Origin of the sequence: Nonomuraea sp. PA05 (assembly GCF_008086045.1) — a bacterium.
Classification (GTDB): Bacteria; Actinomycetota; Actinomycetes; order Streptosporangiales; family Streptosporangiaceae; genus Nonomuraea; species Nonomuraea monospora.
The window spans coordinates 43,135-65,404 of the sequence record NZ_VSEY01000021.1 but is presented as its reverse complement, the minus strand read 5'-3'; the positions used below and the strand labels follow the sequence as shown (position 1 = coordinate 65,404).

25 protein-coding genes are annotated in these 22,270 nt (G+C 69.9%); 19 read left to right on the top strand and 6 right to left on the bottom strand.

All coding sequences use genetic code 11. The annotated features are described in order from the left end of the window. Genes FXF51_RS30660 through rfbA form a run of 14 tightly spaced genes read left to right on the top strand, consistent with a single transcriptional unit; the run spans position 1 to position 9,096 of the window. Positions 1 to 1,218 carry a ketosynthase chain-length factor gene (locus FXF51_RS30660; RefSeq protein WP_148438169.1) on the top strand — a complete coding sequence of 406 codons (1,218 nt, stop codon included), beginning with the start codon at positions 1 to 3 and terminating at the stop codon, positions 1,216 to 1,218. A 29-nt stretch (positions 1,219 to 1,247) separates the two neighbouring features. Continuing rightward, positions 1,248 to 1,505 carry an acyl carrier protein gene (locus FXF51_RS30655; RefSeq protein WP_148438168.1) on the top strand — a complete coding sequence of 86 codons (258 nt, stop codon included), beginning with the start codon at positions 1,248 to 1,250 and terminating at the stop codon, positions 1,503 to 1,505. Positions 1,506 to 1,515: 10 nt separating this feature from the next. Continuing rightward, positions 1,516 to 1,983 carry an SRPBCC family protein gene (locus FXF51_RS30650; protein WP_148438167.1) on the top strand — a complete coding sequence of 156 codons (468 nt, stop codon included), beginning with the start codon at positions 1,516 to 1,518 and terminating at the stop codon, positions 1,981 to 1,983. A gap of 7 nt (positions 1,984 to 1,990) precedes the next feature. After that, positions 1,991 to 2,449, top strand: coding sequence for a DUF1772 domain-containing protein (locus FXF51_RS30645; RefSeq protein WP_148438302.1), 459 nt, complete (start codon positions 1,991 to 1,993; stop codon positions 2,447 to 2,449). A gap of 16 nt (positions 2,450 to 2,465) precedes the next feature. Beyond that, the gene (locus FXF51_RS30640) at positions 2,466 to 3,197 is read left to right on the top strand and encodes an SDR family NAD(P)-dependent oxidoreductase (RefSeq protein WP_148438166.1); all 732 of its coding nucleotides are present in this window, start codon (positions 2,466 to 2,468) and stop codon (positions 3,195 to 3,197) included. A gap of 1 nt (position 3,198) precedes the next feature. Then, positions 3,199 to 3,525: an antibiotic biosynthesis monooxygenase family protein gene (locus FXF51_RS30635; protein ID WP_148438165.1), complete on the top strand. Its 327-nt coding sequence runs from the start codon at positions 3,199 to 3,201 to the stop codon at positions 3,523 to 3,525. 8 nt (positions 3,526 to 3,533) lie between these two features. Then, complete coding sequence (locus tag FXF51_RS30630) at positions 3,534 to 3,854, top strand: antibiotic biosynthesis monooxygenase family protein (protein ID WP_262379942.1); 321 nt, start codon at positions 3,534 to 3,536, stop codon at positions 3,852 to 3,854. Beyond that, a complete protein-coding gene (locus tag FXF51_RS30625; protein ID WP_148438163.1) occupies positions 3,851 to 4,303 on the top strand; it encodes a DUF1772 domain-containing protein in 453 nt (150 codons plus the stop codon). The genes FXF51_RS30630 and FXF51_RS30625 overlap by 4 nt, the downstream gene beginning before the upstream one ends. Before the next feature lie 27 nt (positions 4,304 to 4,330). After that, complete coding sequence (locus tag FXF51_RS30620) at positions 4,331 to 5,062, top strand: SDR family NAD(P)-dependent oxidoreductase (RefSeq protein WP_148438162.1); 732 nt, start codon at positions 4,331 to 4,333, stop codon at positions 5,060 to 5,062. Further along, positions 5,062 to 5,451, top strand: coding sequence for a SchA/CurD-like domain-containing protein (locus FXF51_RS30615; protein ID WP_148438161.1), 390 nt, complete (start codon positions 5,062 to 5,064; stop codon positions 5,449 to 5,451). Before FXF51_RS30620 ends, FXF51_RS30615 begins: the two co-directional genes overlap by 1 nt. Beyond that, positions 5,448 to 6,353 (top strand): NAD(P)-dependent oxidoreductase, encoded by a 906-nt coding sequence (locus FXF51_RS30610; protein ID WP_148438160.1) that lies wholly within the window; start codon positions 5,448 to 5,450, stop codon positions 6,351 to 6,353. The genes FXF51_RS30615 and FXF51_RS30610 overlap by 4 nt, the downstream gene beginning before the upstream one ends. Then, positions 6,350 to 7,363, top strand: coding sequence for a methyltransferase (locus FXF51_RS30605; RefSeq protein WP_148438159.1), 1,014 nt, complete (start codon positions 6,350 to 6,352; stop codon positions 7,361 to 7,363). The genes FXF51_RS30610 and FXF51_RS30605 overlap by 4 nt, the downstream gene beginning before the upstream one ends. A 3-nt stretch (positions 7,364 to 7,366) precedes the next feature. Then, on the top strand, positions 7,367 to 8,218 hold the full coding sequence (locus FXF51_RS30600) for an LLM class flavin-dependent oxidoreductase (RefSeq protein ID WP_148438158.1): 852 nt from the start codon (positions 7,367 to 7,369) through the stop codon (positions 8,216 to 8,218). Continuing rightward, positions 8,215 to 9,096, top strand: coding sequence for a glucose-1-phosphate thymidylyltransferase RfbA (gene rfbA, locus FXF51_RS30595; RefSeq protein WP_148438157.1), 882 nt, complete (start codon positions 8,215 to 8,217; stop codon positions 9,094 to 9,096). The genes FXF51_RS30600 and rfbA overlap by 4 nt, the downstream gene beginning before the upstream one ends. A gap of 100 nt (positions 9,097 to 9,196) precedes the next feature. On the opposite strand, the gene FXF51_RS30590 is transcribed toward rfbA, so the two are convergent. Both FXF51_RS30590 and FXF51_RS30585 read right to left on the bottom strand, forming a co-directional pair. Further along, the gene (locus FXF51_RS30590; RefSeq protein WP_148438156.1) at positions 9,197 to 11,155 is read right to left on the bottom strand and encodes an AfsR/SARP family transcriptional regulator; all 1,959 of its coding nucleotides are present in this window, start codon (positions 11,153 to 11,155) and stop codon (positions 9,197 to 9,199) included. Between the two features lie 382 nt (positions 11,156 to 11,537). Next, on the bottom strand, positions 11,538 to 13,139 hold the full coding sequence (locus FXF51_RS30585; RefSeq protein WP_148438155.1) for a DHA2 family efflux MFS transporter permease subunit: 1,602 nt from the start codon (positions 13,137 to 13,139) through the stop codon (positions 11,538 to 11,540). Between the two features lie 135 nt (positions 13,140 to 13,274). On the opposite strand from FXF51_RS30585, the gene FXF51_RS30580 reads away from it, so the two are divergent. Then, the gene (locus FXF51_RS30580) at positions 13,275 to 13,802 is read left to right on the top strand and encodes a MarR family winged helix-turn-helix transcriptional regulator (protein ID WP_148438154.1); all 528 of its coding nucleotides are present in this window, start codon (positions 13,275 to 13,277) and stop codon (positions 13,800 to 13,802) included. Positions 13,803 to 13,898: 96 nt separating this feature from the next. Here the strand turns inward: FXF51_RS30580 and FXF51_RS30575 are convergent, their stop codons facing one another. Then, positions 13,899 to 15,011: an amidohydrolase family protein gene (locus FXF51_RS30575; protein ID WP_148438153.1), complete on the bottom strand. Its 1,113-nt coding sequence runs from the start codon at positions 15,009 to 15,011 to the stop codon at positions 13,899 to 13,901. A gap of 11 nt (positions 15,012 to 15,022) precedes the next feature. After that, positions 15,023 to 15,595, bottom strand: a complete 573-nt coding sequence (locus FXF51_RS30570; protein ID WP_262379941.1) for a class I SAM-dependent methyltransferase — start codon at positions 15,593 to 15,595, stop codon at positions 15,023 to 15,025. A gap of 262 nt (positions 15,596 to 15,857) precedes the next feature. Between FXF51_RS30570 and FXF51_RS30565 the strand changes: the two genes are divergently transcribed. Together FXF51_RS30565 and FXF51_RS30560 are read left to right on the top strand one after the other, a co-directional pair. Then, complete coding sequence (locus FXF51_RS30565; RefSeq protein WP_148438151.1) at positions 15,858 to 16,487, top strand: dTDP-4-dehydrorhamnose 3,5-epimerase family protein; 630 nt, start codon at positions 15,858 to 15,860, stop codon at positions 16,485 to 16,487. After that, positions 16,484 to 17,614: a DegT/DnrJ/EryC1/StrS family aminotransferase gene (locus FXF51_RS30560; protein WP_148438150.1), complete on the top strand. Its 1,131-nt coding sequence runs from the start codon at positions 16,484 to 16,486 to the stop codon at positions 17,612 to 17,614. The genes FXF51_RS30565 and FXF51_RS30560 overlap by 4 nt, the downstream gene beginning before the upstream one ends. Here FXF51_RS30560 and FXF51_RS30555 read toward each other — a convergent pair whose 3' ends face one another. Further along, positions 17,615 to 18,595 (bottom strand): NAD-dependent epimerase/dehydratase family protein, encoded by a 981-nt coding sequence (locus FXF51_RS30555; protein ID WP_148438301.1) that lies wholly within the window; start codon positions 18,593 to 18,595, stop codon positions 17,615 to 17,617. Between the two features lie 2 nt (positions 18,596 to 18,597). Continuing rightward, complete coding sequence (locus FXF51_RS30550) at positions 18,598 to 19,950, bottom strand: nucleotide sugar dehydrogenase (protein WP_148438149.1); 1,353 nt, start codon at positions 19,948 to 19,950, stop codon at positions 18,598 to 18,600. Positions 19,951 to 20,119: 169 nt separating this feature from the next. On the opposite strand from FXF51_RS30550, the gene FXF51_RS30545 reads away from it, so the two are divergent. Together FXF51_RS30545 and FXF51_RS30540 are read left to right on the top strand one after the other, a co-directional pair. Further along, positions 20,120 to 21,790 carry an acetyl-CoA carboxylase carboxyltransferase subunit alpha gene (locus FXF51_RS30545; RefSeq protein WP_262379940.1) on the top strand — a complete coding sequence of 557 codons (1,671 nt, stop codon included), beginning with the start codon at positions 20,120 to 20,122 and terminating at the stop codon, positions 21,788 to 21,790. Further along, complete coding sequence (locus FXF51_RS30540) at positions 21,787 to 22,266, top strand: acetyl-CoA carboxylase biotin carboxyl carrier protein (RefSeq protein WP_148438147.1); 480 nt, start codon at positions 21,787 to 21,789, stop codon at positions 22,264 to 22,266. Before FXF51_RS30545 ends, FXF51_RS30540 begins: the two co-directional genes overlap by 4 nt. Positions 22,267 to 22,270: the final 4 nt, after the last annotated feature.

The following is a 22,270-nucleotide window of genomic DNA, read 5'->3' as shown; positions in this document are numbered from 1 at the left end:
ATGACCTACGTCGTCACCGGCATGGGGGTCACCGCCCCCAACGGGCTGGGAACGGACGCCTTCTGGTCCGCCACCCTGGCCGGGAAGAGCGGCATCGGGCGCATCACCCGGTTCGACCCCGAGCAGTACCCGGTGACCCTCGCCGGGGAGGTGGACGGCTTCGTCGCCGAGGAACACCTGCCCACGAAGATCACCGTACAGACCGATCTCATGACCCACCTGGCGCTGGTGGCGTCCGAGCTGGCGCTCGCGGACGCCGGGATCGACCCGGCGGAGCAGCCGGAGTACGAGATGGCCGTGATGACGGCCAACTCGTCGGGAGGCAACGAGTTCGGGCAGCGGGAGATCCAGGCGTTGTGGAGCAACGGGCCCCGGCACGTGGGCGCGTACCAGTCCATCGCGTGGTTCTACGCCGCCTCGACCGGCCAGATCTCCATCCGGCACGGCATGCGCGGGCCCTGCGGCGTCATCGCCACCGAGCAGGCGGGCGGGCTCGACACCGTCGCGCAGGCGCGGCGGGTGCTGCGTCAGGGAACCGGCATGGTGCTCACCGGCGGCACCGACGCCTCGCTGAGCCCGTACGGACTGGTGACCCAGCTCCCCACGGGCATGTTGAGCAGGTCCGCCGACCCCGGCCGTGCCTACCTTCCCTTCGACGTCGCCGCCTGCGGTTACGTCCCGGGAGAAGGCGGCGCGATGCTCGTCATGGAGACGGAGAGCAGCGCGCGGGCGCGGGGGGCCGAGCGGATCTACGGCGAGATCGCCGGCTACGCGGCCACGTTCGACCCGCCTCCCGGCTCGGACCGGCCGCCGGGGCTGCGCAGGGCCGTCGAGGGAGCGCTCGCCGACGCCGGCGTCGAGCCGGGACAGGTGGACGTCGTCTTCGCCGACGCGAAGGGCGTGCCCGAGCAGGACCTGCTGGAGGCCCGGACGCTGGCGGAGGTCTTCGGGCCGCGCGGCGTGCCGGTGACGGCGCCCAAGACCATGACCGGCCGCCTGTACGCCGGCGGCGCGGCGCTCGACCTGGCCACGGCGCTGCTGTCGGTGCACCACTCCGTCATCCCCCCGACCACGAACGTCACCCGGCTCGCGCCGGGTTGTGATCTCGACCTCGTTCTCGACGAGCCGCGGACCGGCGCGGTCAGGACGGCGCTGGTCGTGGCGCGCGGCCACGGCGGGTTCAACGCCGCCGTCGTGGTCCGTGCCATGCACGGCTGAGGCCACTCAATCGCACCAAGGAGGAACGCGTGGACAAGACAGAGCTGCGACTGGACGAGCTGAAGCGGATCATGCGCGAGTGCGGCGCGGAGGACGCGGCCGGCCTGGACGGCGACGTGCTCGACGTGCCGTTCAAGGAGCTCGGTCTGGACTCGCTCGCGGTCATGGAGATCGGGGCCCGGGTGGAGCGCGACTACGGCGTCGAGATGCCGGACGACGTCATGGACAAGCTCCAGACGCCCCGCGAGACGCTCGATTTCGTCAACCACCGGCTCCCGGCCGCTTAGGAGTGAGGTCATGGCAGGTCACACCGATAACGAGATCTTCATCGCGGCGCCCTTCGACCTCGTCTGGGACATGACCAACGACGTGGAGTCGTGGCCGAGCCTGTTCAGCGAGTACGCCGCCGCCGACATCCTGCACCGCGAAGGCGACCTGGTGCGCTTCCGGCTGACGATGCACCCCGACGAGAACGGCAAGGTCTGGAGCTGGGTCTCCGAGCGCGTTGCCGACCGGCGGTCCGGCACCGTCCGCGCCGAGCGCGTCGAGACGGGCCCGTTCGAGTACATGAAGATCCGGTGGGAGTACACGGACACCCGCGAGGGCGTGCGGATGCGCTGGATCCAGGACTTCCACATGAAGCCCGAGGCCCCCGTCGACGATCCGGGCATGACCGATCGCATCAACCGCAACACGCTCGTGCAGATGCGCCGCATCAAGGAACAGGTCGAGAGCGCCGCCCGCGCGGCCTCGGCCCCGGCGTGACGTGGCGATGCAGGTGCTGGTGCCGCTCGCGCTGGTCGGCAACGGCCTCGCGGCCGGCATCATGCTCTCCACCGTGATCGGGGTCGTGCCCTGGATGCTGGTGCAGCCGTACGACAAGTACGTTTCCGCGACCCGCTTCCTGTGGTCGCGCTACGACCCCTTCATGCCGATCGTCAACGCGTTGACCTGCGTGCTGGACGTCGTACTGATCTTCGTGGCGCCGACTGCCGCCTCCCGCGCGCTGTTCGCGGTCGCGGCCGGGCTGCTGCTCGTCGTGATGACGATCTCGGTCGTCAAGAACGTGCCGATCAACCGGTACGTGACCTCGCTCGATCCCGACGTCCGCCCCGACGACTGGGAGCGCCGGGACCCGCGGCTGCGCTGGCGGAGCTGGAACCTCATCCGCACGGCACTGGCCTTGCTGGCCTTCGCGGTCAACGCCGCGGCTGCGACCACCCTCATCTGAACGCGAAGGGACATCCATGGAACTGCGACTCGCCGGGAAGAAGGCGCTCGTCACGGGAGGCACCCGGGGCATCGGCCGGGCGATCGTTCTCACCCTCGCCCGTGCCGGCGCCGACGTCGTCACCTGTTACCGGCAGGAGGGCGAGGCGGCCGAGCAACTCGCCAGGGAGCTGAAGGAGCTCGGTGACAACCATCACGTGATCAAGGCGGACGTCGGCGTGCCAGGGGACGTCACCAGGCTCGCCGAGGAGTGCCGCACCCGCTTCGGCACGCTGGACATCGTCGTCAACAACGCGGGCTCGATCAGCCACATCCCGTTCGCCGAGCTGACGGCGGAGGAATGGCAGCGGGTGATCGACACCAACCTGACGGGCGCCGCGTTCGTCGTCGGCGGGACTCTGCCGCTGCTCGGCGAGGGCGCGTCGATCATCAACGTCGGCTCGCGCGTGGCCACGGTCGGAGTGCCGCTGCGCGCCCACTACACCGCCGCCAAGGCCGGGCTCATCGGGCTGACGCGCTCCCTGGCCAAGGAGCTCGGCTCCCGTGGGATCAGGGTGAACGTGGTCGCGCCCGGCCCGGTGGAGACGGAGATCGACATTCCGGCTCCGGTCCGGGAGCGCTACCGCAACCTGATCGCGCTCGGCCGGCTCGGCGTCTCCCAGGAGATCGCGAACGTCGTGCTCTTCCTGGCCAGTGACCTGGCGAGCTTCGTCAGCGGCGAGACCATCCACGTGGACGGAGGCATCTGACATGACGGCAGGCACCTTCCGGGTCATGTTGCGCATGCAGATCAAACCCGGCATGGACGAGGAGTTCGAGCGCACCTGGTATCAGGTCGGCGGCGCGGTCACCCAGCACCCCGCCAACCGCGGCCAGTGGCTGTCCAAGAGCGCCGAGGAGCCCGGGATCTACTACATCATCAGCGATTGGGTGGATGAGCCGCGCTTCAGGGAGTTCGAGAAGAGCGAGCGGCACCTGGAGCACCGCACCAAGCTCCACCCGTACCGGTCGGGCGGGTCCATGACCACCATGAACGTGGTCTACGACATGTCGCGCGAGACGGCCGACCGGCGATGAGCGAGCGGGTGCGCGTCCTCGTCTTCGTCACGGCCGCCGAGGCCGGGACCCAGGCCGTGGCCGACGCCTACCACCGGATCAGCCGGAGCCTGGCAGGCACTGCCGGGCTGCTGCGCAACGAGCTGCTGCGCTCGGTGCACGACCCGGCCGGTTTCGTGGTGCTGAGCGAGTGGCGCGACCTGGAGGCCTTCCGCGCCTGGGAGGAAGGGGAGTCGCATCGCTCGACGACCGCTCCGCTGCGTCCTCTCCAGGACCGCTCGCGGGGTGTGCCCTTCGGGGTCTATACGGTCCAGGCCGCGTACGCGGAGGAGGAGAAGAGCCCGGTATGAGGGAGCTGATGGGCACCATGGCGGTTCTGGGCAGCGGCCTGACCGCGGGCGTGCTGTTCTGCGTCGCGCTCAGCGTCGTGCCGGCGCTGCGTGCCCTGCCTCCCGACCGTTACGTGCAGGCCCACCAACTGCTCGGCCGCAACTACGACCCCACGATGCCGGTCATCGTGCTGAGCACCGCACTGGTGGACGTGCTGCTCGCCGTCGTGACGCCGGAGGCGGGGACGCGTTCGCTCTTCGTGATCGCCGGCGTCCTGATGGTCGGGGTCTCGGCGGTGTCGCACCTGTGCAACGTGCCCATCAACCGCCGGGTCAAGGGGCTCGACCCGGCCGCGATGCCGCAGGACTGGACGGACCCGCGTCCGGTGTGGCGCCGCTGGCACCTGCTGCGGACCGTGCTCTCCGTGGTCGCGCTGGTCGTCAACGCGGCGGCCGTCGCGCTGGCCTGAACACGACTCGAACCGAACGGAGGAACGATGGACCTGGCGATAACCGGCAAACGTGTCCTCGTCACAGGCGGGACGCGCGGTCTCGGCAAGGCGACGGTACTCGCGCTCGCCCGTGGCGGCGCCAAGGTGGTGACCTGTCACCGGCAGGCCGGCGAGGCGGCCGACGAGCTGTCCAGGGAGCTGAAGGAGTTCGGTGACGACCACCACGTGGTCCGCGCCGACGTGACCTCGGCCGACGACGTGCGGCGGCTGGCCGCCGTCTGCGGCGAGGCGTTCGGCGAGCTCGACGTCGTCGTGGACAACGTCGGCGTGGCCGCCGAGGCGCCGATGGACGAGCTTTCCGGCGAGGAGTGGCAACGCGTCATCGGCACGAACCTCACCTCGCACTTCCTGGTCACGCAGGCGGCGTTGCCCTTGCTGTCCGAGGGCGCCAGCGTGATCTACATCGGCGCCTCGGCCGCGCTGCGGGGCCGGCCCGCGACGGCGCACTACTCCGCTTCGAAGGCGGCGCTGATCGGCCTGACCAGGTCGCTGGCCAAGGAGCTCGGCTCCCGGGGCATCCGGGTCAACACGATCGCCCCCGGTGTGATCGACAAGGGCGAGGCGCTGCCGCCTCCGCTGCGGCAGCGCCTGGCCGGCATGACCGCGCTGGGCCGGCTGGGCACGGCCGACGACCTGGTGGGCGCCGTGTTGTTCTTCGCCGGTGACCTGTCCCGGTACATCACTGGAACGACCCTGAACGTCGACGGAGGAATCTGATGCCGTACGCAGCCATCACCTACCGGGTCAAGCCCGGCCACGAGGACGAGATCGCCGAGATCTTCGCCGGGTTCCAGCGCGTGGCCACACCCGTGCTGGTGGACGACGAGGGCAAGGAGGCGGGCCGCCTGGTGGGCACCGCGGTGTTCATCAAGGACGAAGTGATGATCCGCGTCATCCACTACGAGGGCGACCTGATCCACGTGGCCAAGAACATGGCCAGGCACAAGGGGGTGCACGCGCTGGAGGCGAAGCTGGCCCCCTACCTGGCGGAGACGCGCGACACCGGCACGCCCGAGGGGTTCGGGCAGTATTTCCGCAACGCCACCATGCGCTGCATCTCGCAGCTCTCCGCCGAGACGCTGTCCGCCGGGGCCCCGACATCATGAGCCTGCCACACGTCGCGCTCTTCGGGAGCGGAGCGATGGGCGCGGGCATGGGACACCGGCTGCTGGAGGTCGGGCACCCCGTGTCCGTCTTCAACCGCACGCGCGCCAAGTCCGCCTCGCTGGTCGAGGCGGGCGCGCGGGCGATCCCCACGCCCGAGGCCACCACGGACGCCTCGATCGTCCTGCTTTCGCTGAGCGACGAGTCGGCCGTCGAGCAGGTGCTCTTCGACGCCATGCTGCCGAGGCTCAAGAAGGGCACGGTGGTGGTGGACACGACCACCACCTCGCCGCTGTACGCGCGGATGGCGGCCAACCGCCTGTCCAGCGCGGGCCTGGCCCGCGTCGAGGCGTGCGTGCTGGGCAACCCGGTGATGGCCCGGGGCGGCAACCTGCGGATCTTCACCGCGGGCGACCCCAACGACGTGGAGGCCGTCGGCGACCTGCTCGGCGTCCTGGGCCAAGAGATCCGCTACCTGGGCGCAGCCGGCGCGGCCAGCACCATCAAGCTGGCCTTCAACCTGCTGCTCGGCGTGCAGACCGTGGCCTTCGCTGAGGCGGTCTCCTACGGCGTCAGCGCCGGGCTCGACCGCGACCTGCTCATCGACGTGATGGCGAACAGCGGGTTCAGCTCGCCGGTCCTGGCCTTCCGCGCCGCGTTCATGCGCGAGCGCTGCTACGAGCCCGCGGCCTTCAAGAGCCGCCTGATGGAGAAGGACCTCCGCCTGGCGGCGAACGACGCCATGTCCCGCGGGATCTTCCTGCCGCTGACCGAGAGCGCGGGCGACGTCATGGCCGAAGCGGTCGCCGCGGGTCTGGGCGACCAGGACGCGGCGGTGATCAGCGAGCTGCCGAAGCGGCGGCTCGGCAAGACTCAGCCACCCAAGAACGGAGCCGCCAGATGACCACGCAGGTACCTCAGATCACCAGCCCGGCGGAGCTGATCCGGTTGGGCAAGACCGCCTTCTGCACGGCCAAGGTGGTGCTCAGCGCACTCGAACTGCGGGTGTTCGCCGTGCTCGCCGAGCGCTCGCTGACCGGGGCCGAGCTCACCGAACGGCTCGCCCTGCACCCGCGTGCCGCCAGGGACTTCTTCGAGACGATGGTCTCCCTCGGGCTCCTGCTGCGCAAGGACGGGCGCTACTGCAACTCGGCGGCGGCAGAGCAGTATCTCGACCCGGGGAAGCCGTCGTACGTGGGTGGTTTCCTCGAGCGTTCCGACCGGGTGCTGTACCCGGCGTGGGGCGACCTGACCGTGGCACTGCGCACGGGCCGCCCGCGCGTGGAGAGCGCCTTCCGCGAGATGCTCGCGGACCCGGACCGGCTGACCAGCTACCTCGGCATGATGGACGCGCTCAGCACCATGCTGGCCCCCCGGATCGCCCGGGCCTTCGACTGGAGCGGCGTCAAGACCTATGCCGACGTCGGCGGCGCCAGGGGCAACCTGGCCGGACGGATCGCGGCCGAGCACCCGCACCTGAACGTGCACGTCTTCGACCTGCCCCCCATGGAGCAGCCGTTCCGCGAGCACGTGGCGCGGCTCGGGGTGGCCGACCGGGCCACGTTCCACCCGGGTGACTTCTTCGCCGACCCGCTTCCCGAGGCGGACGTGCTGACCATCGGCCACGTGCTGCACAACTGGGCTCCCGACGAGCGGCGCATGCTGGTCAAGAAGGCGTTCCAGTCGATCAGCCCGGGAGGGGCGCTCCTCGTCTACGACCGGATGCTGGCCGACGAGCCGACCGACCCGGAGAACCTCGTGATCAGCCTGGACATGCTGCTCACCACGGAGGGCGGCTCCGAGTACCTGGTAGGCGAGTGCCGCGAGTACGTCGAGGAGGCCGGGTTCGTCTTCGAGTCGGTCCGGCAGCTCGGCGAGTACGACACGCTCGTCGTGGCCAGGAAGGGGAGTTGACCCGTGGAGGTCGGAGTCGGCCTGCCGACGACGGTGCACGGGACCGACGGCGCGACCGTGCTCGAATGGGCACGGCGCGCCGACGCTCACGGGTTCTCCTCGCTGGGCGTGCTCGACCGTCTGGTGGCAGGCAACCACGAGCCTGTGGTCACGCTCGCCGCCGCCGCGGCGGTGACGCGGCGGATCAGGCTCGCCACGACGATCCTGATCGCCGCCTACCGCGGCGGGGGCGCGCTGCTGGCCAAGCAGCTCGCCACCGTGGATCGGCTGTCGGGTGGCCGGCTGGCGGTGGGGGTGGCCGCCGGCGGTCGCGCCGACGACTTCGAGGCGATGGGGCAGCCGTACCGGCAGCGTGGCCGGCGGCTGGACGCCCTGATCGGAGAGCTGCGCGAGACGTGGACGCCGTCCAGCCGCATCGGCCCACGGCCGGTCACGGCGGGCGGGCCGCCGATCTGGGTGGGTGGCCACACGGACGCGGCGCTGCGGCGGGCGGCTCGTCTGGGGCAGGGCTGGATCGCCGGCGGCTCCTCGTCGGTCCCCTACGCCCAGCTCGCCGAGCGGGCACGCGCCGCCTGGACGGCCGAGGGCCGGACGGCCCGGCCGCGCATGGTCGCGCTGGCGTACTTCTCCTTCGGCTCGGGCGCCGCCGACCGCGCGAGGGCCCACATGCGTCGCTACTACGAGCAGGCCGGCCCGTACGCCGACCGCGCCGCCGCCCAGACCATGACCACGGAGGACGAGCTGCGGCGCACGCTGGAGGAGTACGCGTCCGCGGGCTGCGACGAGCTCATCTTCTTCCCCTGCTCCAGCGACCCTGATCAGGTGGACCTGCTGGCGAAGGCCGCGCTGACATGAAGGGGATCATCCTGGCCGGGGGAAGGGGCACCCGCCTGCACCCCATCACCCTCGCGGTCTCCAAGCAACTGCTGCCCGTGAACGACAAGCCCCTGATCTACTATCCGTTGTCGGCCCTGATGCTGGCCGGCATCAGGGACATCCTGATCATCTCCACGCCGGTCGACCTTCCGCAGATCCAGCGGCTGCTCGGCGACGGGTCGCAGCTCGGGCTGCGGCTGAGCTACGCCAGGCAGCCGGAACCGCGCGGGCTGGCCGAGGCGTTCGTCATCGGCGCCGACCACGTGGGCGACGACTCCGCGGCGCTGGTGCTGGGCGACAACGTCTTCCACGGGCACAGGTTCGACGACATCCTCCAGGACAACGCCAGGGACATCGACGGATGCGTGCTGTTCGGCTACCCGGTGACCGACCCCCAGCGGTACGGGGTCGGGGAGACCGACCACACGGGACGGCTGGTGTCCATCGAGGAGAAGCCCGCCAGGCCGCGGTCGAACCGCGCGATCGTGGGCCTCTACCTCTACGACAACGACGTGCTCGACATCGCCAAGAACCTCGTCCCGTCGGCCCGGGGCGAGCTGGAGATCACCGACGTCAACCGCGCCTACCTGGAACGTGGCAAAGCTCGCCTGGTCGACCTGGGCCGGGGGTGCGCGTGGCTGGACGCGGGCACCCCGGCGTCGCTGCTGCAGGCCGCCCAGTACGTCAGCGCCCTCGAAGCCCGCCAGGGCGTCCGGATCGCCTGCATCGAGGAGGTCGCCCTGCGCATGGGCTTCATCGGGGCAGCGGAATGCCGGCGGCTGGGCGAGTCGCTGGCGCCGTCGGACTACGGGCGCTACGTGTGCGAGGTGGCCGACGAGTTCGCCGGGAGCACGTGAGCCCCCGTACACGAGGACACCCGGTACGCCGACTCGGCGTATCGGGTGTTCTCGGTTCCCCGCAAAAAATTTTCATCGGAGCGCGCGCGAAGGCGCGTGGTCAGTCTCTGCGGTGCGGGGGCAGCGGTGCGGAGCCCTCCGTGGAGGGCCAACCGGCCGCCACGCAGACCTCGGCCGTGGCGGACCCGGCCGCGCTCTTGGCGGTCAGCTCCTTCTCCAGGGTCTTCTCGGCGTAGAGATGGGCCAGTTCGTTGATGGTGTACACCATGCCGCCGCGTGCCCCGTTGTAGCCCAGGACGCGCACGAAGTGCGCCGAGGCCAGCCGGGTCAGGATCGACTCGGCGGTGTCGACGTCGCAGCCGATCGCCTCGGCGGCGCTCTCCAAGTTGAACCGCGTGTTGCGCCGCAGGTAGAGCAGCCACAGCGCGGTGCGCTCACGCGGGTCGAGCTCCTGGTAGTTGAGGTCGAAGCTGGGATAGATGTTGAAGTCGGTGGAGTTCAGCTCCTGCAGCCGCAGCTCCGGGTTGGCCAGCCTGCCGGCCAGGGTCCGCAGTGACAGCGTCGGCGACGCGGTCAGCCGTGCTCCGGCCGCGCGTACCGCCAGGGGCAGGCCCTCGCAGAAGCGCACCACGCTCTCGGCGTCGTTCCGCTCCTGTTCGACCCGTTGTTTGCCGGCCATCGCGCCCAGCAGCCGCACTCCTTCCTCTACGGACAACGGCGTCAGGTCGACTCGCTTGCGGCAGGAGAAGCCGTACAGGCCGGACCTGCTGGTGATGATCGTCGTACAGTGCTCGCTGCCGGGGAGCAGCGGGGCGATCTGGCCGGCCGAGGCGGCGTCGTCCAGGACGATCAGCACGCGGTGCGCCGAACACCAGCTCCGGAACAGCTTCGAGCGCTCTTCCGCGCTGTTCGGCAGCTTCTTGGGGTACATGTCGGTCGCGATCAGCCAGTTGTACAGGACCTCGCCCGGGTCCAGGGGCTCGCCGTCGCAGCCCCGCAGCCGGCAGTAGAGCTGCCCGTCGGGGAAGTGCTGCTTGATCAGGTGCGCGAGATGCACCGCCAGCGCGGTCTTGCCCACGCCGGGCATGCCGGTGATGAGCACGGTGGGCGGCGTGGTGGCCGACGGCTCGGTCATGGTGGCCGCGGCCACCAGGTCCTTGATGCCGGCCTGGCGTCCGGTGAAATCCCAGATGTCAGGGGGGAGCTGGGCAGGGACGAGGGTCCTGCTGAAGTTCCTCGGCCGCTCGGCGACGACCGTGTCCTGCCGGTCGGCGTGGGAAGGCGGCTCCGCCTTGGGCGGACGCGCGGAGGTCTCCTCGGACAGCAGCGACTGGTGCAGCCGCTGGGTCTCCGTGGACGGCTCGATGCCGACCTCCTCCACCAGGGTCGCCCGCAGCCGCTGGTAGACCTCCAGCGCCTCCCAGCGGCGGCCCGACCGGTGCAGCGCGTTCATGAGCTGGGCGTAGAAGGCCTCGTGGAGCGGATGCACCGAGACCAGGTGCTTGAGCTCGCCGACCACCTCGCGGTGCCGGCCCAGCCGCAGATCACTCTCGATGCGCAGCTCCAGCGCGCGCAGCCGGCTCTCCTCCAGGGAGGCCACATAGGCCGACAGCAGGCTTCCCGCCGCCACGTCGGCCAGTGCCAGGCCGCGCCACAGTGACAGCGCCTCGGCCAGGCTCTTCGCCGCCTTCTCGGTCTCGTTCCTCTTCAGTGCCGCGACCCCTTCGCTGAGCAGGCGCTCGAACTGGTTGAGATCGAGGTCGTCGTGCTCGACGGTCAGCATGTATCCCCACGACTGCGTCTGGAGGATCTCCTCCAGGGAGTCGACTCTGTCGTGGGAGAGGATCTTGCGGAGTTTGTAGATGTAGGTCTGCAGAGTGGACAGTGCGCTGCTGGGTGGGTTCTCACCCCAGAGTTCGTCGATGAGCTCGGTCGTTTGGACGATGTTGTTGCGCCGAAGCAAGAGAAACGTCAGTACTTGTCGCAATTTCGGCGCGGTTGGTGTAACTTCCCGGCCGCCGTCGAGTACTCTCAGGGTCCCAAGGACGCAGAATTTCATCTCGATCCCCAAACGTTAAGGCGAGGTCGATAACGCGGGCGCCGCAGGCACGGGGTCACCGTGCGATCGGCGAGGGTGTCTCGGGCATCGCGGTAGGGGGAGGACGGCCTCATGCGGCCGTCAGTGTCTCACCCCTTGAATTCACCGAACGTTGTGGGATTATGTGCGGAAGGAACTGTCCAGCGTGCTTCTCTCGGCATTTTTACCCCCGTTGTCGCGCCGTCTCTCGCGACTACGCGCCTTGTCTTGAACAAAGCAAAAACTTCGCTGTATGTCACTAATCGGGATCGTTTACCACTTCGCTAGATTCTGTCTAGAGGATCGATAGAAAGGCCGGTGGCCTGCGTCTCCCGCGCGCACTGGGACGCACGGGAGGGCGAGGTCACATCAGGGCCAGCTCCTCTTCCGCGGTGGGCGCCTTGGCCGGGTCGGGCCGCTTGGCGGCGAGGCTGAGCAGCCCGGCGACGATCACCACGCCGGCGCAGACCAGGAGGGTCCAGCGCAGAGCGCCGACGAAGGCTTGGTCGAAGGCCACCTGGGCCAGGTCGCGCATCTGCTGGGCGAGTTGGCCGCTGACGTCCGACGGCAGGCGCAGGTTGGCCGCGCCCGCCTCCAGGCCGCTCGACGCCGAGCCGACGGCGTCCACGAAGTCGTCGCGGTAGGGGGCGGGAAGCTGCGCCGCCTGACGCTCCGCCTCGCCGTGCAACTCGACGGTCAGGCGGTTCTGCAGCACGGCTCCCATGGCGGCGACCGCGATCAGGAAGCCGATCTGGCGGATGGCGTTGAAGGCGCCGGAAGCGGCTCCGGCGAACTCGGTCCGCACGTCCTGCATGGCCATGGTGACAGTCGGGGCGAAGGCGGCCGCCTGGCTGACGCCGGCCAGGATGAGTGGCGCGAGCAGCGACCACTGGCCCGCGTCGGTCCTGGCCATGACGCCGATGAGCACCAGGCTCACGGGGTAGAGCGCCAGGCCGCCGAGCAGCACGTACTTCCCGCCGACCTTGTCGATCAGCAAGCCGACGACAGGGAAGGCGAACATCATGGACAGCGCCGTCGGCGCGAGGGCGAGACCCGCCTGGAGCGCGCTGAGCCCGAGCACCTGCTGCAGATAGATCGTGAGGGTCAGTGACAGTCCCATCATCCCGAACGACACCGCGACGATCACGAAGCTCATCAGTGAGAAGCCCCGGTCCTTGAAGATCCCCAGCGGGAGCAGGGGCTCACGGGTGCGGGCCTGCGACATCAGGAACACCACCAGCAGCAGCAGGCCGATGCCGAAGACCAGCGGGATGCTGAGGAAGGAGTTGATCTGCCCCCACCCGTAGCGGTCGCCCTCCAGCAGCGCGTACGTGATCGCGCCGAGCGCGGCGCTGGCGAGGATCACCCCGGGCAGGTCCAGGCGGACCCGCTTGCCCTGGCGCAGGTTCGGGATGAGGGTGAGGGCCATGATGATGGTCACGATGCCGATCGGCACGTTCACGTAGAAGACCCAGCGCCACGTGCCCTCGGCGACCAGCAGCCCGCCGAGCGTCGGTCCCGCCAGCCCCGCCACGCCGGCCGTGATGCCCCAGACCGCGCTCGGCAGCCCCCGCTTCTCGGGAGGGAAGACCGCCGTCAGGATGGTCAGGGTCTGTGGAGTGATCAACGCGGCGCCCACGCCCTGCGCGGCCCTGGCGGCGATGAGCTGCCACGGCTCCTGAGCCGCACCGCAGATCGCCGAGGCCACGGTGAAGACGATCATGCCGGCGATGAAGACCGTGCGAGGCCCCACGATGTCGCCCAGCCGGCCCGCGGTGATCACAAGGACCGCGACGGCCAGGATATAGGCGCTCATCACCCACAGCACTTCGCTGATCGTCGCATCCAGGTCCTGGAGGATGTCGGGGATCGCGATGTTGACGATCGTGGTGTCCAGGATGGTCATGAAGAACCCGATGCAGAGCGTCACCATGATGATCCACGGGTTCCCTTGGCGCTGGCTCATCCTCGCACCTCCTTGGAGGGATCAGGTCCCGGGGTGCCACCGACTGAGAGGTCATGGGCCTAGGAGCGGGTGTACCGCCAGGATGAAAGATTGTATGATTTGACTATCAATAAGTCTAAAGGATCGATATTTCGAATGTCAAAGGATATTTGGAAGGCACTTGTCGACGAAGTCCAGGTCGCGGTCATGCAGTTGCAGAACGTGTCCGACGCTGTGGACGAGGCCGCGGCCACGCGCCTGGGCATCAACCGCACGGACATGCGCTGCATGGGGTGCGTGTTCGCGATGGGTCCGCTGACGGCCGGCGAACTGGCCGCGGCCGCTCGCCTGTCCCCGAGCGCGGCCACCATCGCCATCGACCGGCTGGCCCGCGCCGGCTACGCCGAGCGGGTGCGCGACGAGCACGACCGGCGACGGGTGACCGTGGTGCCGACCCCCAAGGCCGAGTACGTCGCCCGCATGGTGTGGGGCCAGCTCAGCGAGGAGGACGAGGCCGGGCTGGCCGATTACTCCGAGGAGCAGCTCATCCTCATCCGCGACTTCCTGCGGGCGACGGTCAGCCGCCACGCCCGCCAGGCCGACCGCATCAGGCAGGGGGAGGCCCTGACCGGAACGCTCGGCGAGGAGTCCACCGCGCCGTCGGCGGGGAGCGCACAAGCGTGAACGGCGGGGAGCGCACAAGCGTGAACGGCCCGCCGCGCCCTCCGGGGGAAGGTGCGACGAGCCGTTCGACGGCGCGGGCCCGGCCGGGGCCGCGCGTCACACCGTGACGCCCATGCGCCGGGCCAGCGACGGCAGCAGGCGCAACGCGTTGTCCCGCTCGATGGCGCGGTGCAGCCGGGGCTCGATGAGCGGGTCCTGGGTCAGTTGCTCGGTGACGTACCGGGTCGCCTCGGCCGTTCTCATGCTGTAGTCCGTTCCGTACAGCAGGTGCGTGTGGTCGGCCGCGCGCAGGAGCGTCGGCGTCGCGTACGGCGAGGTGGGCATCGCGGTGTCGTAGTAGAAACGGCGCACATAGGAACGCAGCCGCACCGGGTCGATCCCCTCCTCGTCATGGGAGCGCGAGTCGATCCGCGCCGCCATGTACGGCAGGAAACCGCCACCGTGGGACAGGATGATCGACAGATCCGGGTAGCGGTCCAGCGTCCCCCCGATCATGAGGCTCAGCGCCGCCCTGGTCGTGTCCAGCAGGAAGTCGCCCATGAAGTCGGGGATCCCGGGCGGAGTGCCGCCGGGAAGGAACTGCGGGTGGACGAAGAGCACGGCACGCCGCCGGTCCAGCTCGGAGAAGAGCGGCTCGAACGACTTGTCGCCGATGTACCTGCCGTTCACGTGGGTCAGCAGCAGCACACCCTCCGCCCCCAGCGTGTCCAGGGCGTACTCGGTCTCCGCCAGCGAGGCGTCCACGTCGGTCAGCGGCAGATAGGCGAAGAAGCCGAACCGCTTCGGCTGCTCCCTCACCAGGTCCGCCAGCGACTCGTTGATGACGCGGGCACCCGTCGCGACCTGCGCGGAGTCCGCGAAGACCTCGAACGGCGCGGGCGATGACGTGACCACCGCCGCCATCCGGTTCTGCTCCATCACCTCCTCCGTGGCCGCCTGGCTCCAGCGCGCCCAGGTCGGCCACTTCGACTGGTCGGGCGGGAGGATGCCGGAGCGGACGGCCCACTCCTGCATCTTGGGCGGAACGGCGTGGTTGTGCGTGTCGATGCGCCACGCGCCGCGTCCCACCTCCGTCGCGGGCGAAGTGGCGCCGGTCACGCCGCGCGTGCCGGCCAGGCTGCTCGCCATGGCCACGGCGCCCAGGGTGCGGATCATCCGGCGGCGCACCATGACCTCCGTCCACGCCGCCTTCAGCCAATTGCCGGCCACACTGCCTCCGTTCACTGACGCGTCATGAGGAAACTGGCGAAGTACGACGACGGCGGCGGCGACGCCAGCCGCTCGATCTTGAAGACATCGCCGAAGAGGTCGTACTCCTCGCCCGGCACCAGCTTCGGGTTGAGCCGCAGGAGGATGCCCTTGAGGTTGAGCGGCAGATTCCCGTCGTGGAAGACGCACCACAGGAAGTACAGGCTGCCCGGTCCCGACAACCGTTTGATCGTCCGGGCCATGGCCTCCCGGTCGGCTCCCTGGAGGTCGTCGAGCGTGCCCAGGTCGGTGACGAGGTCGAACGGCCCCTCCACACCGGGGATCTCCGAGGCGGTCAGGTCGCCCTTGACGAACCGGCAGCGGTCGGCCACGCCGGCTCGCACCGCCGCCTCCCTGGCCTCGCTCAGCGCGACGGAGGAGAAGTCCACCCCCACCACCTCGAAGCCGCGTTTGGCGAGAAATATCGCTGCCTCGCCGCGCCCGCAGCCAAGGTCGACGACCCGGGAATGCGTTTCCGGTGATATTCGGCCGGACGTCACGAGGTCTTTGAGCTCGAGTCCGAGGCGCCCCGCCCATCGGGCCATTCCGGTCCTGTACTGAAAGCTGTACGACCATGACTTAGGCATGCGATTCCTTTTTGCTGCGCTCGCCGTTTCGGATTGAGTTTCCGCCGTCGGGAGGACGGTGCACCACGGCGATCGTGGCAGCTCCCGCTAGCACCGGGAGCTACTTTCACTGGTGCCGCGATCGACTGCGGGGAGACCTGGAACGGGGTCGCTCGCGCGTATTTCCATCGGCATATTCTTCAATGTCGGGGACCGGTTCCGCGACAGAAGGCTTGTGAAAATGCAGATCGAACCACTCGGAATCGACGGTGCTTTCCTGATCAAGCCGGAGATTTTCCCGGACCATCGCGGGGAGTTTCTGGAGGTCTTCAGCGAGCCGGCCTTCGCCGAGGCCGTCGGCCATCCGCTGAAGGTGGCACAGGTCAATTGCTCCCGCTCACTGCGCGGCACGATCCGGGGCATCCACGCCTTCGGGCTGCCGCCCGGCCAGTCCCGCTACATCACCTGCCCGCAGGGCGAGATCGTGGACATCGTGGTGGACATCAGGGTCGGCTCGCCGACGTTCGGCGAGTGGCAGGCGGTCCGGCTCAACGACCGCGACCGGCACGCTCTCTACCTGGCCGAAGGCCATGGCCACGCGTTCGCGCCGGTGACCGACGAGGCGACCGTCGTCTACCTGGTCTCCAGCACGTACGCCCCGCGGAAGGAGATCCTCATCGACCCGCTCGACCCCGACCTCGCGCTGCCCTGGCAGGACGCCGACCAGCGGCGGCTGTCCGACAAGGACAGCAAGGCGCCCAGCCTGAGCGAGGCACTGAAGAGCGGGATACTGCCCGACTACGCCGAATGCCGGGCCCGCCAGGAGGAGCTCCGCCGCGAGGCGGCCGCCCTCGCCGGGAGGCCCGCATGATCCCCCTGATGCGCGTGCAGATGTCGCAGGCGGCGCCCGCCGGTGTCAGCCGCGTGCTCGGCAGCGGCATGATCGGCCAGGGGCCGGTGGTGGACGAGTTCGAGCAGGCGCTGCGCGAGCGCATCGGCAACCCCCACGTCGCCACGGTCAACAGCGGCACCTCCGGGCTGCACCTCGCCCTCCGGCTGGTCACCGACGCGGCGGGGACGGGACGGCACGACGACGGGGGCGAGGTGCTCACCACACCGCTGACCATGGTCGCCACCAACTGGACGATCCTCGCCAACGGCCTGCGCCCGCGATGGGTGGACGTCGATCCCGCCACGCTCAACGTGGACCTCGACGACCTGGCCAGGAAGATCACCCCGGCGACCCGCGCCATCGTCGTCGTGCACTTCGCCGGCTACCCGGTCGATCTGGCCAGGCTCTCCGCCATCCTGGACGAGGCGGAGGCCGTCCACGGGGTTCGCCCCGCCGTGATCGAGGACTGCGCGCACGCCTGGGGCGCCACGTACCGCGGCCTGCCGCTGGGCAACCACGGCAACATCGCGATCTACAGCTTCCAGGCGGTCAAACACTTCACGACCGGCGACGGCGGGCTGGTGGTCCTGCCCACCGCGGAGCTGAACGAGCGGGCCAGGCGGCTGCGCTGGTTCGGGATCGATCGCGAGGTGCCGAACCGCGGCCTGACCCGCGCCGACATTCCCGAGTGGGGTTACAAGTTCCACATGAACGACATCAACGCCGCCATCGGTCTGGCCAACCTGGCCGAGACCGACGACGTGCTGCGCCGCTACCGGGACAACGCCGCCTACTACGACCGCGAACTGACCGGCGTGGACGGCGTGCGGCTGACCGAGCGGGCGCCCGACAGGGAGTCGGCGTTCTGGGTGTATCCACTGCTGGTGGCGGAGAAGGACGCGTTCGTCAAGCACATGACCGACGCCGGCGTCATGGTGAGCCAGGTGCACGAGCGCAACGACCACCACACGGCGTTGCGGCCGTACCGTGCTCTGCTGCCGGGGCTCGACCGGGCCGTCGAACAACTCGTCTGCGTCCCCGTCGGAGGGTGGGTCTCCGACGAGGACCGCCGGCACATCGTGGAAACGATCAAGCAAGGTTGGTGATCAGTCGAGGGGCCCGCGCCACCACCAGGGGTTACGCCGGGCCCACTCGACCGTCCTGGCGATGCCCTCCCGCAGCGGAACCTCGCACTGCCAGCCGAGCACCGTGCGAGCCTTGGCCGTGTCGGGAATGCGCCGCTCGATGTCCTGGTACGCCGTGCCGAAGGCGGCACCGGTGTCCAGCACGTCGTTGTCCCCGGCGAACCCGGCCGCCTCCCGCACCAGCCCGATGACCTCCCCGACCGTGGTCTCCTGATGGGAGCCGATGTTGAACGCCTCGCCGATCGCGTCAGGGTGCGCCGCCGCGCGGACCGTGCCCTCGATCGCGTCGTCGATGTAGGTGAAGCAGCGGGTCTGGCGACCGGTGTCGTACACCTCCGGCGCCTGGCCGCTCAGCACGCGCTGGACGCTGCGGCTGACGACGTACGCGGGGCGCTGGCGCGGGCCGTACACGTTGAAGAAGCGCACCACCGTGGCCCGCAGCCCGTGCTCGCGCGTGAGGGCGAACGCCATGTGCTCGGCCAGCGCCTTGCTGGTGGAGTACGTCCACCGATCGGCCGAGGTGACCCCGAGCACCCGGTCGGAGTCCTCCGACCACGGCACCTGCGGGTTCTTGCCGTAGACCTCGCTGGTGCTGGCCACCACCACCCTGGCGCCGCTGTCCAGCGCCAGGCGCAGCACGTTCCGCGTGCCCAGCACGTTGACGTCGATCACGTCGAGCGGCTGCCGGAGATAGCGGTCCACGCCGACGAGCGCCGACAGGTGGTACACCACGTCCACGGCGGGAGTGATGACGGATGCCAGGGCGGACTCGCTGGTGACGTCTCCCTTGACGTGCCGCACTCCGGGCAGGATGTGCAGCGGCAGGTCGGGCGGCGGAGGCGCGGTGTCGTAGGCGACGATCTCGTGCCCGTCACGGGCCAGCCGCTCGACGAGGTGGCTGCCGATGAACCCGTTGCCTCCGGTGACCACGATCCTGGTCATTCTCACCGTCCGATCCCGCGGTAGCCGAAGCCGAGCCGCCGTAGTTCCTCGATGGTCTCTCGCGCGTAGTACGCCCTCCCGTCGAAGACCAGGCAGGGGGAGGCGACGCGCTTGCGCAACGCCGCGAAGTCGAGCTGCTGGAACGGCTCGTGGCCGGCCAGGACGGCCAGGCAGTTCGTGCCGGCCACGGCCTCGTCCAGGCTGGCCGACGGCTCGACGCCCATGAGCGCGCGCAGCTCGGCCTGGTCGGCGAGCGGATCGTGGAGCGCCACCTCGACGCCCGCGGCGAGCAGCCCGTCCACCACAGGCTTCACGGGCGTGCTCCGCAGGTCGCCGGTGTTGTTCTTGAACGCCGCGCCGAGCACGGTCACCTTGGCGCCGGCCGGCTCGCGGCCGGCCCGCGCCAGCTCCGCGCAGATCGTCTCGTGGGCGTACTCGGGCATCCGGTCGTTGACCTCGCGGATCGTCTCGACGGTCGCCAGGCGTACGCCTCGTTCCGACGCGGCGTTCCAGGTGATCCACGGGTCCTTCGTCAGGCAGTAACCGCCCACGCCGACGCTCGGCAGCAGGATGTTGACGTGCCCGCCGCCCTTGGGCAGCGAGTTGGCGCCGTTCCGCACTTCGAGGACGTCCACGCCGAAGGCGTCGCACAGCCGGGCCAGGTCGTTCGCCATCGCGATGTTGTGGTCGATCCACCAGTTGTCGGCCAGTTTGACGATCTCCGCCACCTCCGGGGAGGTGTACTCCCACGCAGGCACGTCGAGTGCGCGCTTCCAGAACTCCGTCGCCGCGTGAGTGCTCTCCTGGTCGCAGCCGCCCACGATGATGGGCAGCTCGCGCAGCTCGGCCAGCGCGTTGCCCTCCGACAACCGTTCAGGGCAGAACACCAGGCCGAAGTCCTCGCCCTGGACCAGCCCGCCGGCCTCCAGCAGGGGCCGGACGAGATCGCGGGTGGTGCCCGGCGCGACGGTGCTCTTCAGCATCACCAGCTGGCCACGGCGCAGCCGCGGCGCCAGCGACGCGCACACCTCTTCCAGTTGCCGGGTGACGAGCGCGCGGTCCGGGCCGATCGGCGTGCCCACCGCGATGATGATGACGTCCGCGTCCTCGATGGAGTCGTACTGTGTGCTGAACGTGAGACGCGCGGTGCCGTGCAGCCTCCGCATGGCCTCGGCGAGACCAGGCTCGGCGATGTGGCAACGCCCGGCTTCCAGCTGGGCGATCAGCCGCGCGTCGCGGTCGATGCCCGTGACGTAGAGGCCGTGTTCGGCCAGCGTGACGCCGAGGCAGCAGCCGACATAGCCGAAACCGACTATCGCCACCCTCGGCTCACGCGAGCCGGGAAGAAAACGCATGGGGTCTCCCTGCGGTCTGTGCGCGTTGACTACGGGGCGCTGTCAGCCGGAGTGTCGAAGATCCTGCTCCACGGTCGCTCGAAGACTCGTGGAGCACGGGCCGCCGCCGGGCGTGCCCCCTACAGCCGTAGACGAGTGGTCCTTGAGGGCTCCAGATCAAGCTGCTGGCGTGGGTGTGCAAACGGAGGCTTCCGAAGCGGCACCGTGGATCAGTTGTCCTGAGTGCCGTGAACTCGTCTACAGCAAGCGGCTCGCACGCGACCTGGGCGTCTGCCCGGCCTGCGGGGCGTACTCCCGCCTGGACGCTTCGCAGCGCGTGGCGCAACTGGTGGACGCCGGATCGGTGGTTCCCTTCGAGCCGCCGGTCACCGTCGAGGACCCCATCGGGTTCGCCGACTCGCTCCCCTACCGCGACCGGCTGCGGAACGCGCGCGAGCGCACCGGGGCCGACGAGGCCGTCACGTGCGTCACCGCCTCGGTGACCAACCATCCGGTGATCGTGGCCGTCATGGACTTCCGATTCCTCGGCGGCAGCCTCGGCGTCGGAGTCGGCGAGCGCATCGTGCGGGCCTGCGAGACCGCGCTGCGCACGCGTACGCCGTTGCTGCTGATCACCGCCTCGGGCGGCGCGCGCATGCAGGAGGGCGCCTTCGCCCTGATGCAGATGGCCAAGACCAGCCAGGCGATGGCCGAGCTCGACGAGGCCGGCATCCTGACCCTCTCGCTGGTCACCAATCCGACCTACGGGGGCGTGGCGGCGTCGTTCGCGACGCTCACCGACGTCATCCTGGCCGAGTCGGGAGCGCGCATCGGGTTCGCCGGGCCCCGGGTGATCCGGCAGACCATTCAGCAGGAGCTGCCCCCCGGCTTCCAGAGCGCCGAGTTCATGCAGGCCAAGGGCTTCGTGGACGCCGTGGTGCCGCGCCCCGCGCTGCGGCCCGTGCTGGGCGGGCTGCTCGGCATGGTCCGCCCGGACGGCGCGCCCGCCGCGACCAAGGCCACGCGGCTCATCCGCGACCCCGCGGAGCTGCCGGAACGCGATCCATGGGAGGTCGTGCGGCTGGCCAGGCACGGCGATCGGCCCACCACGCTCGACTACGTCTACCAGTTGCTCGACGACTTCCAAGAGTTGAAGGGCGACCGGCTCTCCGGCGACTGCCCGGCCATCGTGGGCGGCATCGGCCGCCTCGACGGACGCCCGATCGTGCTCATCGGCCACCAGAAGGGCCACGACACCGCCGAACGGGTCAGCCGCAACTTCGGCATGGCACTGCCTGAGGGCTACCGCAAGGCGGCCAGGCTGATGAGGCTGGCCGAGAAGCTCGGCCTGCCGGTCGTCACGCTCGTGGACACGCCGGGCGCACACCCCGGCATCGAGGCGGAGGAGCGCGGCCAGGCGTGGGCGATCGCGGAGAACCTGCGCCTGATGTCCGGGCTCAAGGTGCCGATCGTATCCGTGATCACCGGCGAGGGCGGCAGCGGCGGCGCGCTCGCCCTGGCCACCGCCGACCGGGTGCTCGCCTTCTCCAACGCCGTGTACTCGGTCATCAGCCCCGAGGGCTGCGCCGCGATCCTGTGGAAGGACCAGGCCGAGGCCCCTCGCGCGGCCGCGGCGCTGCGGCTCGACGCCCGTGAGCTGCTCCGCCACGGCATCGTCGACGCCGTCCTTCCGGAGCCGCGAGGCGGCGCTCACGAGAACCCCGCCGGGGCGGCCGAGACCCTGCGCGCGGCGCTGGGCGCGACCTTGCCGGAGCTGACCCGACTGAACCCCCGTGAGCTGGTGGAACGGCGCCGACGGCGCTTCCGCCGGTATGGCATCGAGGACGCGAGGAACACATGACCGACGATCACACCGGCCGGCGTGGCCTGGCCGAGCTCTGCCGACACGCCGGCGAGATCCTCACCACGGCCCCCGGCCCGCTCAAACGGGTACGGGTGCAGGTCGGCGACATGAGTGTCGAACTCGAATGGCCCGAGACGCCCGTGCACGCGGCTCCCGCGCCGCAGGCCGCCGATGCACCGCCGCGGAGCACGGCCGAGCTGCGGGACTCCCCGGACGCCCGCGTGATCGGGGCGCCGCTGGTCGGCACCTTCTACCGGGCGGTCTCGCCGGAGAGCAGGCCGTTCGTCGAGATCGGCGACATCGTCGAGGCCGGTCAGCAGGTCGCGATCATCGAGGCGATGAAGCTCATGAACGCGGTCCACGCCGAGGCGTCAGGCCGCGTGGTCGAGGTCCTCGCGAAGAACGGCGACCCGGTCGAGTACGGCGAGCCGCTGTTCGTCCTCGAACCCCACGACCCGCAGAGCGGCCACTAACGAG

Bases quoted from the DNA above. Each gene is read 5' to 3' on its own strand.
- FXF51_RS30660 (WP_148438169.1), top strand. From the start codon at position 1: ATGACCTACGTCGTCACCGGCATGGGGGTCACCGCCCCCAACGGGCTG.
- FXF51_RS30650 (WP_148438167.1), top strand. From the start codon at position 1,516: ATGGCAGGTCACACCGATAACGAGATCTTCATCGCGGCGCCCTTCGAC.
- FXF51_RS30645 (WP_148438302.1), top strand. From the start codon at position 1,991: ATGCAGGTGCTGGTGCCGCTCGCGCTGGTCGGCAACGGCCTCGCGGCC.
- FXF51_RS30640 (WP_148438166.1), top strand. From the start codon at position 2,466: ATGGAACTGCGACTCGCCGGGAAGAAGGCGCTCGTCACGGGAGGCACC.
- FXF51_RS30635 (WP_148438165.1), top strand. From the start codon at position 3,199: ATGACGGCAGGCACCTTCCGGGTCATGTTGCGCATGCAGATCAAACCC.
- FXF51_RS30625 (WP_148438163.1), top strand. From the start codon at position 3,851: ATGAGGGAGCTGATGGGCACCATGGCGGTTCTGGGCAGCGGCCTGACC.
- FXF51_RS30620 (WP_148438162.1), top strand. From the start codon at position 4,331: ATGGACCTGGCGATAACCGGCAAACGTGTCCTCGTCACAGGCGGGACG.
- FXF51_RS30615 (WP_148438161.1), top strand. From the start codon at position 5,062: ATGCCGTACGCAGCCATCACCTACCGGGTCAAGCCCGGCCACGAGGAC.
- FXF51_RS30610 (WP_148438160.1), top strand. From the start codon at position 5,448: ATGAGCCTGCCACACGTCGCGCTCTTCGGGAGCGGAGCGATGGGCGCG.
- FXF51_RS30605 (WP_148438159.1), top strand. From the start codon at position 6,350: ATGACCACGCAGGTACCTCAGATCACCAGCCCGGCGGAGCTGATCCGG.
- rfbA (WP_148438157.1), top strand. From the start codon at position 8,215: ATGAAGGGGATCATCCTGGCCGGGGGAAGGGGCACCCGCCTGCACCCC.
- FXF51_RS30590 (WP_148438156.1), bottom strand. From the start codon at position 11,155: ATGAAATTCTGCGTCCTTGGGACCCTGAGAGTACTCGACGGCGGCCGG.
- FXF51_RS30585 (WP_148438155.1), bottom strand. From the start codon at position 13,139: ATGAGCCAGCGCCAAGGGAACCCGTGGATCATCATGGTGACGCTCTGC.
- FXF51_RS30580 (WP_148438154.1), top strand. From the start codon at position 13,275: ATGTCAAAGGATATTTGGAAGGCACTTGTCGACGAAGTCCAGGTCGCG.
- FXF51_RS30570 (WP_262379941.1), bottom strand. From the start codon at position 15,595: ATGGCCCGATGGGCGGGGCGCCTCGGACTCGAGCTCAAAGACCTCGTG.
- FXF51_RS30565 (WP_148438151.1), top strand. From the start codon at position 15,858: ATGCAGATCGAACCACTCGGAATCGACGGTGCTTTCCTGATCAAGCCG.
- FXF51_RS30560 (WP_148438150.1), top strand. From the start codon at position 16,484: ATGATCCCCCTGATGCGCGTGCAGATGTCGCAGGCGGCGCCCGCCGGT.
- FXF51_RS30555 (WP_148438301.1), bottom strand. From the start codon at position 18,595: ATGACCAGGATCGTGGTCACCGGAGGCAACGGGTTCATCGGCAGCCAC.
- FXF51_RS30550 (WP_148438149.1), bottom strand. From the start codon at position 19,950: ATGCGTTTTCTTCCCGGCTCGCGTGAGCCGAGGGTGGCGATAGTCGGT.
- FXF51_RS30540 (WP_148438147.1), top strand. From the start codon at position 21,787: ATGACCGACGATCACACCGGCCGGCGTGGCCTGGCCGAGCTCTGCCGA.